General features: G+C 65.4%; 1 protein-coding gene (cut by a window edge). It reads right to left on the reverse strand.

Translation table 11 applies throughout. The features are described from left to right. Window positions 1-18,218 carry the end of a hypothetical protein gene (locus F8D48_RS01285; RefSeq protein WP_151429636.1) on the reverse strand. The gene runs 19,621 nt beyond the window's last position, so 18,218 of the gene's 37,839 nt are visible here — the last part of the coding sequence; its start codon lies off the right edge, out of view; its stop codon occupies window positions 1-3.

Raw genomic sequence — 18,218 nt, forward strand, 5'->3', positions numbered from 1 at the left:
CTAGATGGTGATATCCACCCACCGCTCAGGCTCCTCCTCTTCACGGCGACGCAGCAGCGAGAGAACGAGCATCATGGCCGCAAGCCCTGCCAGGGATGCCAGGATGAGACGCAGCAGCGAGGCAGGATCACCGGTCTGGGGCAGCAACTTGTGCGTCACCTTCGCCAGCCAGTCCTTCTGGAAGATCTCCGTCATCCAGTCATCTTCCTCTCCAGGATCGGGAACAGGATCAGGCTCCACGTAGTAGCCCGGATCCACGGCCCGTCCAGCATCGCGCGTCCACTGCTGGGGCGCGAGCACCTGGTAGGCGACGCCGTAGGCATTGGGAGCGCCCCGCGGGCTCAGCACGCCGAGCGGCTCACTGATGCCCACGTTGTCGTCCACATCCTCACCACGCAGGTTCATATGGGCCACATCGTTGTCGAGGTTGTCGTCCTCGCCCACATTCAGCGGCACCCATTCCGCATCCGTCGGTTTTTCCATGCGCACGCGATACACATAGGGACGACCATAGCCATCCACCGCCGGCAGGCCGACGAAGGAATAGCCGCCCTCCAAGTCGGTCTTGGTCGCGGCCACCCGCTCCCAGATGCCCTCGGAGAGCACGCCGTCATCCTGGTTGCGGTCGAGGCCGGCCGCTGGGTCGGGCACATCCATGGCCAGCAGCTTCTTGAGCCGCGCTGCGGCCTGACCCTCCCCGTCGTCGGCGTTGCCATCGTCTGGGTTATCGGCATCACTTCCGCCCGGGACGCCGTCGCCGGCATCACCGCCAGAGGCGTCCCCACTCGGGGCATCGCTGCCGCCGTCGCCGGCATCACCGTCGCCCGTGCCATCGGCCCCGTCGTCGAGGCCGTACACCCGGGTCACCCACGTCAGGGCCGTCACGTACGCCGGCTCATCAGCCGCATCGTCCCCGTCGGCCCCTTCTGCGGGATCGCCGCCGGAACCGGTGTCTCCCTCGGAATCAGCGCTACCCTCGCTGTTGCCGCCATCGGGATCAACCGGGCTCTCGTCCTCGTCCTCATCGGGACTGCCGGGAACCTCGTCCCCGCCCGAAACGGGCGGCTCTTCCACAGGCGGCTCCGCGCCGTCCACGATCCAGGCGATATCCAAGTAGCGCTTCGTTTCCTGGAGCGGGTTGCCCTCAGCATCCAGGTCGCTGCCCGGCGCACCGTCGGTGATACGGCTCATCCAGCCCGCATCGACCGCATCGGCGAAGGTGGCCACCGAGCGCTCCAACACCACTTCTGCATCGATCACGAGCTCGTCGTCTTCGGCCTGGAGGCCGTCTTTGTCGGCGTCCTTCCACACCCAGCCGCTCACGCTCGTGCCCGCGAAGGGAATGAGGCCGGCATCGTTGAAGTGGCTCGACCGCGACCCGAGCGTGGACCAGCGCAGCCCATCGGGGCCGTCCACCTTGGACTCCTCGGCATCGGCATCGTCGGCGGCCATGGCGAGCACCATAAGACCGTCCACAGCCACCTCGCCCTCGGGATCGAGGCGCGTCGTGGCCTCGTCGAGATCGGAGTCGGTCTCGATGTCCTCGCCGTTGTTCAGACCCGTCACGGCGAAGCCGCGCGGCATATCCACCACGTTCACGCGGTAGCCGTAGACCACCGTCTGCTCGGCATTGCCGATGACGCGCACCTCCGTGGCGGGCAAGTCGTTGAATTCGTAGTAGCCCTGGGGATACTCGATGACCTGCTCCTCGCCGAGGAAATCTTTCACGCGGCGCTCGAAACGGCCGGTGGTCACCACCCGGCAGGTGCTGGCCTGCTCCTCGGCGGAGAGATACACCGTGGCGCCGCCCGGCTGCACCACATTGCCCTGGGCGTCCACAAGGCGGTTGAAGTCGCGGTCGAAGACCCACTGGTCCTCTTCCCCGTCATACCAGTAACGGGTCAGCTCCACCGTGGCGCCGGTGATGCCGGCCTCTCCTTCCTCGCGCAGCCCGTTGCGGTTGCCGTCGTTCCACACGGTACCGGAAACGGTATTCAGATTCGGGGCCTTCGCGCCGGCGTCGAGCACCGTGCCACTGGGAGCGGGCACGTCGAATGCCACCTTCTTGTCATCGGCATCGTCATCGTACTGGGAACCGAACACGGAATCCGGCTTGTTAGTGCTCTCGCGGCTCAGGTAGGCATAGCCATCGTCGATGGTCATGCCATTGCGATAGGTGATGGCCTGGCGCAGGGTAAGCGCCCCCTCCTCGCTGCGGGTGAGGTCGGAATCGGGGCCGCCCACATGGAAGCGGGACATCACATAGCCGTTGTTCAGCTCTGCCATGTAGACGCGGTAGCGCGTCTGGAACACCTCGTCGGCGGCACCGGGCACCCCGTAATCCACCAAATCGCCCGCCGCGTCCTTCTGCACGTAGCACTGGAGGGCGCCGAAGCGGTAGCCGCCATCGGCACCGGTGGTGGTGGAGAGCGACCCGGGAGGCGCCGGCTTCACGGAACCCTGGCGGTTCTCGGGGGTGTCGGGCAAGCCCTCGGGCAGATAGCCGTTGGAGTCGCCCACCTTATCGGCAGGGGTGCGCACGGCCCATACCTCGGTTCCGTCGGGATCGGGGAAGATCACGGCGTCACGAGCGCGGGTCGCTGCGATCCGGGAGGCCTCGGATCCCTCGGAATCGGTCGGGTCGCCGGCCGTCCTCAGACGGGCCACCAGCTGGTAACCCGTGCGCTGGGCCAGGCCCTCGATGGAGACGATTCCGGCCTCGTCGGCTACCGCCCAGGAGCCGTGGGCCGCGATCTCAGCTGCCGTGGCTCCCTCGGGGACCGCTGCGTACTCCCAGCCGTCCCAGGCGGGACCGGCTTCAACGTCGGCAATGGCGTCGTCGCCGACCTCCTTCCACCATCCCTCGCGCTCCGTGAAGGTAACCGCTGCGGCAGTCACATCCACATCGCCCTCGGCAAAGGGTACGCCAGCCACCGCCGTGGCCCCGCGGGTGGCCACGTAGAAGGGCTGCTGGCTCGTCACCAGGTTGCCGTCCCGATCCTGCTGGCGGCAGATAACGCCGTACTGGGTGTTCGGCCTGATCTCGATGGTGTGGGTCGTTCCATCGAGAGCCGTCACGGTCATGCCGTCGCGGAAGCGGCCCGGATACTTGTCCTCCCAGGGGAATACCGTGACGAAGTCGGCATCTTCCGCATCGGCGAGCCACAGCGGCTGCCAGTCGCCGTTCCCGTCGGTGTACCCGAAGCCCTCGATGGAGTATTGGGTGTTGTCAGTCACGTGGCGCACGCTCACGGAGCTGTCGGTAGCAGTCAGGTCGCCCGGGTGGGGATCGTCCACCGGATTGCCGAAGGCCGGGTTGTGCACCCACGCCCCGGCCCCGCCTGCAGCGTGGGGATCGTAGTACTCCTGAGTCAGGTAGATCGTCTCGCCCACAAGCGGGTCTTCCAGGGGAACGAGCGTGCCCGGCTCCTCGCCGTCGTCGCCCTCGCCCGCGTCGCCGTTCTCCTCACCCTCGCCGTTGGCCCCATCGCCGGCGGCATCGTCCTCGCCCGGGACGACGCCGTCCTGTCCCGAGCCACCTTCCTCCGTCTCACCGCCGATGACCTTGTAGTTGCGAATACCATCGTAATTGGCATCGTCCCATGCCACGCCGGAGATGACCGCCGTGCCGAAGGGGCCGAAGCCGCCGTTCATGCAGTCGGCATCGCGAATGGTGGACAGGTCGAAAGCCATGCCGTTGGCTCCCACGTAGTACGCGGGATCCGTCGCACCCACCGGATCGGCCTCGGTCGTCGCCCGATCGGCCAGAACCAAGCGGCCGTCGAGCACCGACTTCTCCTCATCCTGGGCGTTCACCTCGCTCAAGGTGATGGCGTAGTAGTCTTCGCTGTAGCCGGCATCGTTTGCAAGGCGATCATTCAGCACAGCCGCATCCCCGGGACGGTGCACCTTGGAGGCCGCCGCGCTCACCGGCTCGTCGCCGTCATCGGATAGCAGGCGAGTCACCGGCATGCCGCGCACGGTGCCGTCCTGGCCCGCGCGGCCCTCCACCTGCAACGTATAGCCGAGCAGATACCACTCGTCCCAGTCGTCGGTCACGAGCACGTCATCGTTGCCCTCGTCGTTGCCCGCCTTCACGTTGCGCGTCGCCGCGGGCAGGTCGTCGAAGGCGAAGCGACCCTCGGCGTCGGTGATGGCCCGCACGGTGCCGTTGGGCTCGGGCACCCATTCGTAATGGTAGCCGGCCATGGGCTGGCCCGCGGCATCCCGGGCCTCGATGGCACCCGCCGCTGCCGGCCACGATCCCTCGTCGCCGGCAGCGGGATCATCGCAGGCGCACTGGTCGTCGGCCACCAGCTTGAGGCCCCAGGCCCGCAGGTACACGTGCTTGCCCGCCAGCTTCGGCTCGTCGGCCTGGTTGATGCCATCGTAGTTGCCGTCCTGGAACAGCACGCCTTCGATGGTGGCGGTCTTGCGCTTCAACAGGGCCGCGTCGTTATAGGCGCGATCGCTGCCGGCACCCAGGTCGTAGCGAGCACTCACAGCCGCTTCCCCGACCGCCGATGCCGCGGGCAGCGCCGCCAGAGCACGGGCCACCGTCGCGGCGGCACTGCGGGAGGCGCCCCGGGAAGCGGGCTTCTTCTGGGCCAGGGCCTCGTCCAAGGGCAGCAGGCCCTTGTCCTGGTTGTCGTTGTTGGACGGATTGCCCTCGGTCAGGTTGCCCAGTACCGAGCTCTCGTCCTGGCGGTTCAGCAGCACATCGTACTCGTCGGCCTGCATGAGGTTGGCATTGACGTTGATGAGGTCGGAGTCCTGGGTGAAGTTGTCCTTCTGCTGGTACTTCGCAATCATCCAGGCCCGCTGCTTGAAGCCGGCATCGGTATAGCGCACCTTGTAGCCGTAGATGATCTTCTCGCCGTTGGCACCTGCCCGCTGAGTGGGCAGATCCTCGAAGCGATAGACGCCCGAGCGCACCACCGGATCGCCGCCCTCGACCACCGGGGCGTACTCCTGCACCTTCGTATACTGCACGTGCTGGGGGTCGCTGCGCCAGGCCGTGGTGGTGTTCTGGTCGTAGTAGTCCGGGTCGGCATTGCCGTCGGTCCAGCCCTCGCCGGGCAGCGCCCACTCGGGATCGCGCACCCAGTTGCCGTTCTCGTCGGGGATATAGCGCTCCAGGGTCACTCGGGCGTTGTTTATGCCGTCCTCGCTGGCATTCTCGTCATAGACGGTGCCGTCGCGGTAGGCGGTGCCGCCCACGGCCTCTTCCGGCTCGTAGACCACCGGCTCCTCGATGCCCGTGAGCTCGTTCGCGCGCATCACCGGGGTCTCGGCGCCGGCATCGTCCACGGCGTACAGGTGGATCAGGCCGTCGGGCTCCAGGCGCGAGCGCTTCACCACATCGCCCTTCATGAGGGGAGCGCCCTCCCCCTCGCCGTCGGTCGGCGTGATGGCCTCGTACACCGTGATAGTGCCGTCCTCGGCGTACTCGATGAGCAGCGGCACGAGCTTATCCGGATCCGCGGGATCCGCAGCATGCACCACGGGCAGGCCCGTGGCCTCGTCGACCGATTGCACGCCGTCGTTGTCGGCATCGTTCCAGAAGATGCCCACGATGTCCTGGGTCGGCGGGGGCAGCTCGCCCACATCGCCGGCCTTCACGGCGTCATCGCCCGCGGCATAGTCGCGGGCGTCCATCCAATCGAAGGTGAGCCGCCCGTCCAGATCGTTCTGGAAGTCGGTGGCGGCAATGGTCTCCTGGGCCGTGGCGCTGCGATCCTTGCCCTGGGCGGCCAGGATGATCTGACCCTCCAGCATCTCCTGGCGCTGACCGAGGTAGCGCTTGGGAGTCGTAAGGGGCGCGCCATCGGCGCCTGTGCCCTCCTCGGCCACGAAGGCCTCGCGACCGATGATCGGATAGTGCTCGGTGATGCCCAGATTGTCCGGCAGGTCGGAATCCACCGTCAGGGCCCGCTCCTCGGTCCCCTCGTGGTAGCGGGTCATCATCCAGGCGCCCTCCTCGGGCATGCCGTAATGGTCGCGGTCGTAGTTCTCAGTGAGGCGATCCAGCTTCACGCGATAGGCGGCCAGGTACTGCTTGCCGGCATCATCGGTGTAGGCGCAGGGAAGGTTGTCGAAGCGGTAGACGCCCTCGTCGTTAGTGCGCACGGCCACCGTACCGTCGGTCACGACGGCGTCGGCGGTATCCCAATCGCCGGTCACCAGGGGGTGGTCGCCGTCGCGCAGCGTCGTGTATATATCAGTGCCGAAGTCCTCGTTGCGGAACCAGTGGCTCGTGTCATAGCTGGCCGAGATCTTCCCCGACAGGTTCAAGGTATCGTAGTCGAAGTCATCGGTGAGGAAGACCGGAGCGCTGTCGGGATTCACCGCATCGGGATCGTAGTACCACTGCTCCAAGGTGACGATCTGCCCCTTAAGGCCCTCCTCCACGAGCTTGGTCGTCGTGGAGCCGTCGGGCAGCGCCACCTCCTCGGTCGTCTTCATATCCTGCAGGCCATCGTAGTCGGCATCGCGCCACACGCGGCCGGTGAGCGAGCGGGTGGGCACCGGCAGCTCGCCGGCATCGCCGCCATCGTAGCGATCGGCCCGCGCCCGCATAATATCGAACACCACCGAACCGGTCGCATCGCTGATCACCTGGTTGTGGGGCACCGTGACCAGGGTGGTCTTGTCGGCAGCCAGGGTAGCGTCGGCATCCTTGGGGGCCGCGAGGATGATCTGGCCATCCTCGGCGCGCGTCCCCTCGTCGATGGCGCTCTCGAAGGCCCCCTCGCGGCCAGTGAGCGGGTAGGGCACCACGGTGTCAACCGGCGTCGATCCGAGGCCATCGTCGATATCGGAATCGCTCGCGAGGGCGCCCTCGTGGTAGCGGGTCATCATCCACGGAACGCGGGACACGACGTTGCCCGCGCCATCGCGCACGTCGGTCTGCTCCAGCCCGTTCAGGGTCAGGCGATAGGAGGCCAGATAGAAGGCACCGGCATCGTCCACATAGGCCGTAGGCAGGTTCTTGAAGTTGTAGAGGCCATCGCCATTGGTGGTCAGGGTCACACGGCCGTCATCGCTCAGCGTGGCCTCATGGGGCTCGCCGGCAGCCCAGTCGTCGGTGGCGATGGCAGCCAAGGCGTTCATGGCATCGTGGCCGAACTGCTCGTTGCGCTTCCAGGTGCCGTCGGCCGGGTCGAAGTACCATTGGGTAAGGGTCACCGACTCGCCCTCGATGCCCGGCTCGTCGTAGCGCTTCACCGTCCGCTTAAGCGGCTCGCCGTTCTCGTCGAGCACCTCTTCCTCCACTTCCGTGTAGGCCTGCTCGCCATCGTAGTCGTCGTCGCGCCATACCCGGCCGGAAATCTCGCGACGAGGCACGGCGATCTCGCCTACGTCGCCGCCCTGGACCTCGGCAGCTCGACGGGTCAGGTAGTCGTACTTCACCGTACCCGTCGCGTCCTGGTACACATCAGCGAGCGGGATGCTCACCTGGGAGGGCTGGTAGGCGTTCTCGCGGCCGGTGCCCACCGGAGCCGCCAGGATGATCTGGCCGTCGCGGTCCAGCGATCGCTGCTGCACGGCCGTGCCCGTGCCCGTATGGTCGAGTTCGCGGCCCACGATGCGCAGGGCCGGCGCCTGCTGCCCCTGGTTGTCCTCCACGTCCGAGTCGCGCTGTTCATCGTCGCCCTGGTGGAAATGGGTCATCATCCACGGCGTCTCGTAGAGCAGCTTGGTCGGGTCGTCCTCGTCGTACTTCTTCTCGACGCGCAGGCCGTCCAGGCGCACACGGTAGGCGGCCAGGAAATGCTCGCCCTCATCGTTGGTGTAGGCCGTGGGCAGGTTCTCGAAGGTGTAGGCGCCCTTGGCATCGGTATGCACAGTCACCCAACCGCCGTCCTGGGTCTCGCCGATGGGCAGCGTAGATTCCTCGTTGGTCGTCTCGGACTTCGCAAGGGCGCCCGTGGCGGCATCCAGGTAATCGCGTACCCACACCGTATAGTCCTTGCCCTGGAAATCCTGGCGAGTCTCGGTCTTCCAGCTGGCAGCCACCGAGGTGCGCACATCGTTGCCGAAATTCGGGTTCTGCACCCAGTTGGCACCGTCGTAGTACCACTGGCTGATGGACACCGCCTCGCCGGCCAGGCCCTCCTCGTCATCGGCACGCACGCCGTCGTAGTCCTCGTCGTTCCACACCACGCCGGTCACTGAGGAGCGCGGCACTTCCACCAGGCCCACGTCCCAATGCTCGATGCGCTGGGCGGCGCCGAGGTCGTAATCGTAGGTAATGGTCATAGGGCCGTTCTTGCGGGAGACGCGGCGAATGTTCTCGCGGGCCGTGGTCACGTCGTCGGCACCGCCGGCCATGACGATCATCTGATCGAAGGATACATCGTCGTCGTGACCGCCAGTCACGGTCAGCGGACCGGTGCCGGGCGCCGGCGCCTCGGTAGAGCCGGATCCGCTCTCGTTCAAATAGTAGGCGTAGACCTCTTTGCCGTCGCGCACGTAGGGGTTGCCGTCGGCGTCCCGCACGAGTGTGGCGCTCATGGCGGCATCGGAGTCCAGTTCCTCGTCGAATTGGCCGGTCAGCGGATTGGTCGGCGCGTTGCGCAGGGAGATGCCCCAGTCGCGCTCCGCGGCCTTCAAGTTGTCGCGGTCGATGCGCACGCGATAGCCGGCCAGATACTTGGTCTTGTCCTCGTCCTTCACGGTCTTCGGCGCGTTCGGGTCGGCCACGTAGGTGAGCACGCCCTTGAACACATAGCTGCCGGCCGAGGAGGTGCGGGCCGTCTTGTACTCCAGGTCGTTGAGCACCCAGCGGCCCCGGCCGTTGCCGTTGTCGCCCGGGGTGCCGGGGTTGTAGTCCCGAGCCGCGAAGGCATCGGCGTCCTCGGGCAGCCAGTAGTACTGCTCAAGGGTCACCGTCACCGCGCCCACGCCGATGTTGGGCACGTCGCCCTGGATGCCGTCGTAGAACACCGGGTTGCCCGCAGCGTCAACGCCGTCGTTCTTGTCGCTCCACACGTAGTTGCCGAGGAAGCCCTTGGTGCCGTCGATCCAGCCCAGGGCCAGCTTGTCGTAGACCTTATAGCCCTTCCACGGGTTGCGCGGATCCTCGTAGACCGCATGGCCCTTGGCGTCCACGGGCACCGCCGCGTAGAAGCTGTTGGTCTCGCCGATGCCGCCCTTGAGCCACAGGTCGTTGTCCCACATGGCCGCCACCCGGTCGGTCGGGTTGCCCTCGGCATCCGCTGTCTGATCCTCGGCATTGGCGACCGGGCGCTTCAGAGGATCGTTCTCCCAGGCCATAACCGATGGCTTCAGCACGCGGTTCTTAGTATCGGTGCAGACGATCTTGTAGTTGTGCTCCGGCTCCAACGAGAAGCTGAAGGCACCGGAGGCGTCACCCTCTACGGGCTCCCAACGCCAATCTAGGTCATCCAGGTTCTCGGCCGCCACAAGCTTGTTGCCTGCGTCGTCGAAGGCGCGAGTCCACTTGTTCTGACCCTTCTCCGACACCATGAGCACGCAGTCGGTCTGGACCTCGGCGCGGTTGCCGTCGGTATCGTAGGCCTGCTCCCATGTGTCGGTGTCCTCGTCGTACACCTTCACGGACACCTTCATGTTCTTGAGGCGCAGCTCATCGACGGCCAAGCCGTACTCATAGGGATTCGACTCGTCCAGGTTCACGTTCACCCAGTCGAGCACGCCGTCGATAAGCTCAGGGTCGACCGCGCCGTCATTTTCGACGTACTTGTTCAGGTTCAGGGTCAGCTTGCCGTTCACCATGATGAATGGCGGCAGCTCGCCCTTGGAGGCGTCGTAGTCGGGCACGTTGTCCGGCGTGAGCGACAGCGGCGCGATGCCGGCATCGTCCCCAGAGCCGCCGTCCTGCTCACTCGTTGCGACCGAGGCGCTCTGCGGGTTGAAGATGTCGCCACCGCCGTCGCCGCCGGGGTTGTCGCCGCCGTCACCGTCGCCCTCGTCGCCACCCTCTTCGGGATCCTCTTCCATATCCTCGTAGCCAGCCAGCTTGTCATCGCGGAAGGCCACGCCGGAATACACCACCGGGCGCGCGATGCCCACGTTATAGCTGGTCATCTTCGCGTCGTAGATCTCATTTTGCGGATCGGCCCCCACAGCGTAGCGGTCGGCGTCGAAGGCCACCGCATCCACGCGGATCACCTCGGAGGTGGCCGTCATGGCATCGCCGGTGCGGTTTACGGACAGGTAGGAGGAGATGTCCTCCGTATCTCCGGTGGGAGCCCCCTTCTCGTTGACCACGGGCGCCGAGGCCGCGCCGATGTGCTTGGTGGTGAGCGCGTAGTTGGCGTACTGCCGCGGGAAGGTGAAGCGCAGGCGGTAGTTGCCCGGCTTCAGCATGGAGAACATGTAGTAGCCGCGGTTGTTGTAGTAGTCCGACTCGGTGGTGTACACATAGGCGCCCAGGTCGACGCCCTCGGCCGTGGTAATGGGCTCGTAGCCGTAGATGCCGCGGATGGGCTTGCCGGTCTTGGCATCGGCCTTCACCCAGATCATCTTCGAGGACGTGGTGCTCTCGCGCACCTGGGCCACGGCCTCGCCGTTGCGGTTCACCGGCACGCCCCACTCGTTGAGCAACTCCACCTTCACGCCGTTCACGCCCGGATCATCCGGCTTGCCGTCGTAATCCAAGTCGCGGAACAGGGCGCTGGTGTCCTTGCCGCCGTCGTAGGTGTAGGCATAGGCGCCGCGAGCACTGTCGATGGACTTCTCCGTAGACAAGATGTAGCGGCCGTTGGCCCCCTTGTGGTACGTGGTTTCGTTGCCCAGGGTGTCCGTGGTCGTCTCGCCCAGGGTATCGTTGGTCAGGCCGTCCCAGTTGTTGTCGAGCCACACGTAACTGCCCAGATAGCCGTAGCCTTCCGGAGCATCCACGTACACGCCGGCCGGCTTGTTCTCTATCTTGCGGTAGGTCAGGCCGCTCTCGCTGGAGCGGTAGTCGGCCATGGACATGAAGGTGTTCCACTGACTCGTCTCCCACAGGCGCTTCTGCAGCTCGGTGGCATCTTCCTTCAAGCCATCGATGGACTTGTAGGTCTTGCCGGCGCCGCCGAGGTACTTGGGCAGGTTCAGCGGGGCCGTCAGCTCGTACTTCAGGCGCACGTCACCGTTGTTCGTCATGAGGTACAAGTCGTCGTCAAGCACGCGGCACCAAATGGTGCCGATGCAGCGGGTGAGGGCCTCGGCCTCGTCGGGATGGGCCTTCACGTAGGCCTTCAGGTCGTTGAGATCCACGAGGTTCACCTCGGCCATAGCGGCGGCCACTGCGGTCTCGCCGCCGTTGCCGGTGACGTGGGCCACAGTCCACTTGGTGATGTACTCGTCGATTTTATCGGCTTCCATCTCGGTCGCGTCGAGGTTGGCGCTGGCGATATCGATGGGCTCCACGATGTCGTCGGTGGTCAGGGGCCGGTAACGCACGTTGGCACCGCTGCCCTCGGTGGCGATGGGCCCGACCCACACCTGGCCCTGGGCGTGGATCTCCTGACCCGTCACCTTGTCGTAGCCATCTTCCAAGGCCAGCTCGTATTTGCCCTTGATATCACCGACGGTCTCGTCGTAGGTTGTGTCCGTGTACTCCATCTTGATGGAGTCGAGGTTCTTGAGCCAGCCAGACCACTGGGACTGGCGCAGATTGTACTTCTTCGCGTTGTTGTCGTAGGTGGAGGCCTCCTTGTCGCCGACATGGGGCAGCGTGTCAATGAAGGTGGAGTGCTTATAGAGCATAGCCGTCGAGGAATTGTTGCCCGTGTACTGCTGGATGAGCTCGTAGATATAGGTGCCTCCCTCGGGCACGGCCGCTGTCTGGGTGCGCTTGGAGAACTTCTCGTCAGTATAGGTGGGCTGCACCATCTTCTCCTGCACCACCTGGTCGTTATTGGTCCAGCCGATGGAGTCCACGTCCTTGCGCAGCAGCGTCTCGGTGCGGTCGCCGTTGCCGTTGCCGTCATTGAGGTCGGAGCGGTAGGAGGAGTCCTTGGAAACCGCAGTTTCCGGATCGTTCAGCGTGGCCTTGTCCACGAGCACCGTCTGCTTCGTCTGGCTGTCAATGCGGAAGAGGGGCCAGTCGTAGAAACTGTAGGAGCCGGCTTTGTCGGCATAGGCCGACAGCACCAGGGCGCTGCCCACATCGGTGGTGGCCGAGGAATTCGGGTTGAACTGCATGGTGAAGTCGATGATGATGGCCTCGCCGGCGTTCAGGGTTCCGCGGCTGCCGTTCTCGCCAGTGAAGTTCCAGGTAAAGCTGCGGCGGGTGTTGGACGTCGCGGCGCCATCGCCCTCGCTCGGCGCCACGGCGTCGTCTTGCGGAGAAACGGAGGCTTTGGAAGCGCTGTCGCCGTACAAGTAGGCGAACTCGTCCTTGGCCGAGAGGGTCGTACCGCCGTTGGCAATGAGGCCGCCGCCGAGCTGGGCCATGCCCTCTTCCTCGCGCAGGGCCGCCGTGGAGCCGGTAATGGCCACCGGATCGGACTCGGTAAAGCTGCCGTACTCCACCAAATCGCCCACGGGCTTATCGGGAATGGGCTTCTCTTCGGGAGCAGGGGCCTCCCCCTCGTCTCCGCCATCGCCTTCCCCGCCATCGCCTTCCCCGCCGGAGCCATCGGCGTCGTGGATGTTGCGGATATAGGTGTAGCTGTCGTCGGCGTTCTTCGTCCACAGGTTGCCGTCGTCGTCGCGCAGGTACTCCTTGAAGCGCACGACCCGGTAGGTCCACTGCGGAACCTGGGTGTTCATATGCACCGCATCGCCGGCCGAGGGCGACGAGGGATCGTGGCGGTAGTTCTCGTTCAGCGGGCTCGCAGGCTTGCCGGCGGCGTCCGTCTCGAACATCTTCTGGTAGGGAACGTACTCGAACACGCGGCTGTAGGGCCGTTCCTTGGACACGCGGTTGATGAGGTTGTTGCCCTGCACCACGAGGTTGCGGCCGACGGATTTCGCATCGGATGCCTTCACGGTGCTGATATCGTAGTAGGGCTCGGTCACCTGGCCGGTATCCGGATCAACGGTGCGCGGGTGATAGCCGATGATGGTCTCGGCCTGGGCAGCCACCGTAGTCTTGATGGCCTCCACGGCCTCCTTCGAGGTTTCGGGCACGCGATCGCCGGAGATGATGTCGATGGCCTTCAGCCGCCCGCTCAGCTCCTTCAGCTTCGCCTCGAAGGCGGCGCGGTCGGTATCGACGAGCCCTTGCAGCTCCCGACCGATGGCCTGGATCTGCTCCGCCTGCTGCTCGCGCAGCTTCTGATCGGCCGTCTTGTCCGGCAACTTCGAGAACATGGAGCCCGGCGTGGGCCCGAAGTTCTGGATGCGGGGCAGCAGCGTGGAGACCGAGGGATTCGTGCACGTATCGCTCGGGTACTCGTCCGCATCATAGCCGAGCAGCGTCATCTGACCTCGGGAGATGTTGTACAGGGTAATCTCGTAGCGCATGAACAGCGAGTCCTCCGGATCGAGCATGATTGACTCGCTCGTCCAGCCGTAGCCGTTGTTGGCCGTGCCGGCGAAGTACCACTGCTTCGCATCGATCTTGATAGTGGGCCGCTCCTCGGAGCGGAAGAAGCCGGCGCGGCTGCGCTCGAAGGAGGCGTACTTGGTGTCGTCGTAGCGCGGAACCACCGTGGCGAAGTGGTTCACATGCACCGAGTCGGACACGGTGACCGTGGGATCCTGCCCGTCATCAGCCGCCGTCTGGACGTTCACATCGGCGCCGTTGGCCGTCAGGGCGTCGGCCACGGTGTCGGTCACCTCAGCCGGGGTGTCCTCATCGGCCAAAAGCGTAATGGTCTGGCCCCGATCTGGCGTACCGAGGGAGAACTGGCGCCCGAGAGGGCCGGTCACCTGGATCTTGGGCATCTCGGTGATGAAGGCCGATCCGTGGACGCCCGCGGCGTTCTTCGTCACCGATTCGGGCAGCGAGCTGCCCACTACCCATTGGGGCTTGTACTCGTCCACGAGCAGGTCGCCCTGCATGGTACGCACCCAGCAGTCGTCGCCGCCCACGGCGGGGTTGGGAGCCACGCCTTGCTTGGCCGCTTCCATCTCGGCCGCCGACAGGGTGCGGTCGGCTCCCTTGCCCTCCTTGGTGGTGATGATCTCGCCGTAGAAGTAGAGGGTGTTCGGGGCGATCTTGTAGACCTTGCTCATATCCAGGTAGTTGATGTTGCCGAGGTTGCGCTCGGTGTATTTGTAGATGACCTGGTCGTTGTAGTCCTTCTGCTTGGCCCAGGCGGTGTTGTTGCGGTTCGGGTCCACCGCGTCGGGCTCTTCCACCTCAACGGTATCCGGATCGGCATCGGTGGCCAAGCGGAAGCCCGAGGGCACCGGCACCTCATGGGAGAGCGTCTCGTCGTCGAGGATGGGACGGCCCGCCTCATCGGTCTCGCACGCGCGAATGACCCAGCGCACCTGGCGCACCTGCTTGCCGGTGGCTGCCACGCCCTGGGTGAAGGTGATGTTCTGCTTGTCCGACACGCGCGCAGAGCCGACGAACTGCCAGGTGCCTGCGGCATCGTCGGCGGTGTTGAAGTCCGAGGCGTCGTCCTCGCCGAAGAAGTAGTCGCGGTCGGCGTCGGTGCCGGGCACGGCGAAGTTCTCGCGATCCTGGCGAACCGCGCCGTTCTGCTCCACGTAGCCGTTGTTGGGCTTCGTGACGTTGGTGGTGTTGTGGCGCACGTACACGAGCACGAAGAGCTTCTCCTCGATGGCGCGGTTGGCCTCGGCCTCGGGCGTGTCCACGGGCACGCGCACCGTATCCACCGGCAGCACCCAATCGATCTCGTCGGTGTAGACGATCTCGCCCTTGCTGTTGGTCACCACGTTGCCGGCGGCATCGGTCTGGGGCTTGGTCTGATGGTGGTTGTCGTCGTCCTTGAAGTAGGCGTACCAGGTCTTTCCGTCGATCACCTTGGTGGTCTTGCGGTCTACGCGCCAGGCGCCCACCTCGGCGCCGACGGCGTTGAAGTAGTAGGTGCCCTGGCCGGCATTCCGCTCGGCGCCGGTCACGGGATTCGTCAGCTTATGGTAATAGGTGCCGGGAATCTCCCACACGCCGGACTTCACCGAGGTGATGGTGGGAGCCACCTTGCCCGTGGGTATGGTGGCGCTGTTCAAGGGCGCGTTCTCCGCTGACTGGGTGCCCAGGGCCCACAGAGGCACCTGCCAGTCCACGATGAAGCTGTTCACCGCGGCGCCGGTGTTGATGGCCTGGGTCACGAACAGGTCGTTATCGCCCGATTGCGTGCAGTCCGTCGAACTCGTGTCGTTAGTGGGCACGCGCACGGTGCCCGTGTCCACGCGCACCGAAGCCGAGGGCTTGCGAATGTCGAAGGTGCCGGCCCTCGAGCTCATGTGGCGCTCGGGACGGCCGCCGCTCTCGTACTTGCCGTCCTGGTCGTAGTCCACAGCGGGCACCACATCCTGGGTGTCCGGGTCCACGTGCTCGGCGGCATCGTAGACCAGAGAGTCCTCGTCGTTGTACTGGAAGTACTCCGGAGATTGGTTGTTGAAGCCAGACACGCCGTACTGCTCCTGGGAGTTGGCGCCCACCGTGGGCTTGTAGTACAGCTCGCCCTTCTTGAAGGTAACGGTGCCGTCGGCATTGCGGCTGACGGGCACCGTCTCGGGGAAGCCCGTCTCGTTGTACTTGATGGCGCCGTTCTCCTTCACTGCCTGGAGGATCTTCGCGTCATCGGCCACGGGCACCGTCATGTCCTCGGCGAAGCGGTGCGACCAGCCCGTTTCCGTGGGCAGCCAGGTCACATCGCGGCTCTCCGTGGCGAAGTAAGCCGTGGAGGCCTCGGTGGACCAGGTGCGGATGGCATCGATCTGCTGGTAGTAGGGCAACGGCTCGCCGTCGGCGTCGGTCAGGTCGGCCAGGGCCTCCTCCTCGTCGCCGAGGTTGTCGATGCGGGTGCGCACCTTCACGGTTACGGAATCGCCGGCACCCACATAGCCATCGGCTCGCACCTGGGCCCAGAAGGCGGCCAGCAGGCTGTCGTGCTTCACGAACTCCTTGTCGGAAGCGTCGTCGGGAGGCGTCAGCTCGAAGACGATAGTCTCGCCGCCGTGACGGCGCACCTTCACATCATCGCTGTCAGGCATATCCTCCGGATCGTCCACATCGGGCTTGCCGAAATCGGCGTGCTTGCGGTCTGCGGCGCCCGCGATGCCGTAGCCGTCCCTATCGTAGTCGGGCTGCACGCGCACGCGCACGGTCCAGCCGGCCTCCACCAGCTGCTTGGGGGTCAGCCGCTCGTACTTCACCGTCTGCTGTTCGCGCTTGGGATACAGCGCCTCGCCCGTGTCGGGATCGCGCACCTCGGTCTTGCCCACGAGGGCCGTGTCGGTGTGGCGATCGCGGTAGGTGCGCTCCACATAGAAGGAGAAGTCGTCGCCCTCGTAGTCGGTGAACAGGCGCTCGTACTGATCGGGCGTGCCCACGGCCTCGCCGAGGTTCTTCAGCTGCTCCTCCTGGTAGAAGGTCACCTGCTCGGGCAGGTACAGGGAGAACACGAGCTTGCCGTGGAGCAGCGCGCCTTCCTTGCCCTGGTTGCCCGAGGCGGCCTTGTCGCCGATCACGGCGTTCTTGAACGTGGCCGCCAGCCAGATCTCGTCATCGTACTCGAAGGCGCCCTTCTTCGCATCCGGATCGGCGTCGGCCAGTTTCTGGCCCTCGGCCGCCCCGGTGCCGGTCACCGCATGACCGGGCACGGAGGTGGTGCCGTTGCTGTCGGAGGGCAGGTCGGCCGGGGTGTTCTCAATCTCGTAGGCCGAGCCCAGGGTGGGGGTCTTCAAGCGCAGCTTCGTGGCGGCGAACACGCCGCTATCGGTGTGCACTGCCGCGGTGCCCCCATCCCGCAAGGCGAAGGCCTCGGCCTTCTGGGCGTCGGAGTTCGTGGAGTCGACGGTGGGGCGCCCCTCGCCATCGACATAGTTGTTGTTCAGGTTCTTCGTGGTGGTCTCCGATAGGCCGTACTGGGTGCGCCAGTTGAACTCGGAGATGTTCAGGCCGCGATTGTCGGCCGGACCCGTGAGCGGGGTGGCCGCCGTACCCACCCGGGCACCGCCGCCCTCAGTGTAGGTACCGAAATAGCCGTTCAGATGGTTGTACTGCACCTGGTCGTTGGTCTGGGTGCCGGAATTGTAGAAGTTGTACTTCAGGCGATCGACGAACTCCACATTGTTCCACCAATGGCTGCGATGGTACCACGACCCGTTGGACTGGATGTAGCAGCCGTTGTGCTGATAGGTGTAGGAGCCGCTGAACACGTTGTCGTACTCCCACTGGAAACGGTAGGCGTCCCAGCCGTGGGCATCGCGATACAGGGCGGTGCCCAGTTTGGAGTCGGTGCGCCACACGTTGTTGTTCCAGTTGCCGTTGTTGTCCCAACGGGTCGCATAGGCCGCCGACAGGGCATCGAGGCGCACATCGCGCTGGCGCGAGTCGCCGGCGCCGCGATAGCGGGCCGGAGCGCCCACGGTGTAGGGGTCGGCGCCGCAGCTCGGATGGGAGATATCGTTGTCGGTCAGAGCCGCATAGCCGGTCATGGCGCTCGTCACGTAGGTGCGGATGGATTCCGTGGCCCGGGCCGCCTCACGGTGGTCGGGCAGCTCCGGCCACTCCGGCTCGTTGGTCATGGCGATGGAGAACTTGAACGTGTCCATCTGATGGGAGCGGATGCGCTGCTCCTCATCGGGGTCGCCGTTCAGATCGTTACCCTTGGGCAGGAAGCGCACGACGAAGCGATAGTTGTCGTTGTTGATGTCGGCAGCCGGGTACTCCTCCGGATCAGCCTCCACCTTCTCGTAGGTCACCGTGGCTCGGAAGTTCTCCTCGAGCCACGCCCGGGTCTCATTGCGGTTCACCTCGCCGGCCGCGCCCCACTGGGCGTTGGTCGACTGGGCGATGTCCCAGTCCTCGTAGAGGAACTCCTGCACCCGGTCGGGCCACAGACCGTAGGGCTGGCGGGTGGTACGGTGCACCGGCGCGATGCCGTAGGGCAGCACCACGGTCACCACGGGCAGCACCAAGTCGCCCATCTGGCCGCCGATCTTGGAATAGGTGGCCCAGCGGTTCTCGTTAATAACGTAGCCGCGGTAGTTGTTGTCGGCATAGACGCGCGTGAAGGCGTCCCACCAGAAGCGGTTCTCCACATGCACGTTCACCTGGCGCGTGTCGGTCTCCGTCTCCATGTAGTAGTTGCCCG

Source organism: Adlercreutzia muris (genome assembly GCF_008831045.1).
Taxonomy (GTDB): domain Bacteria; phylum Actinomycetota; class Coriobacteriia; order Coriobacteriales; family Eggerthellaceae; genus Adlercreutzia; species Adlercreutzia muris.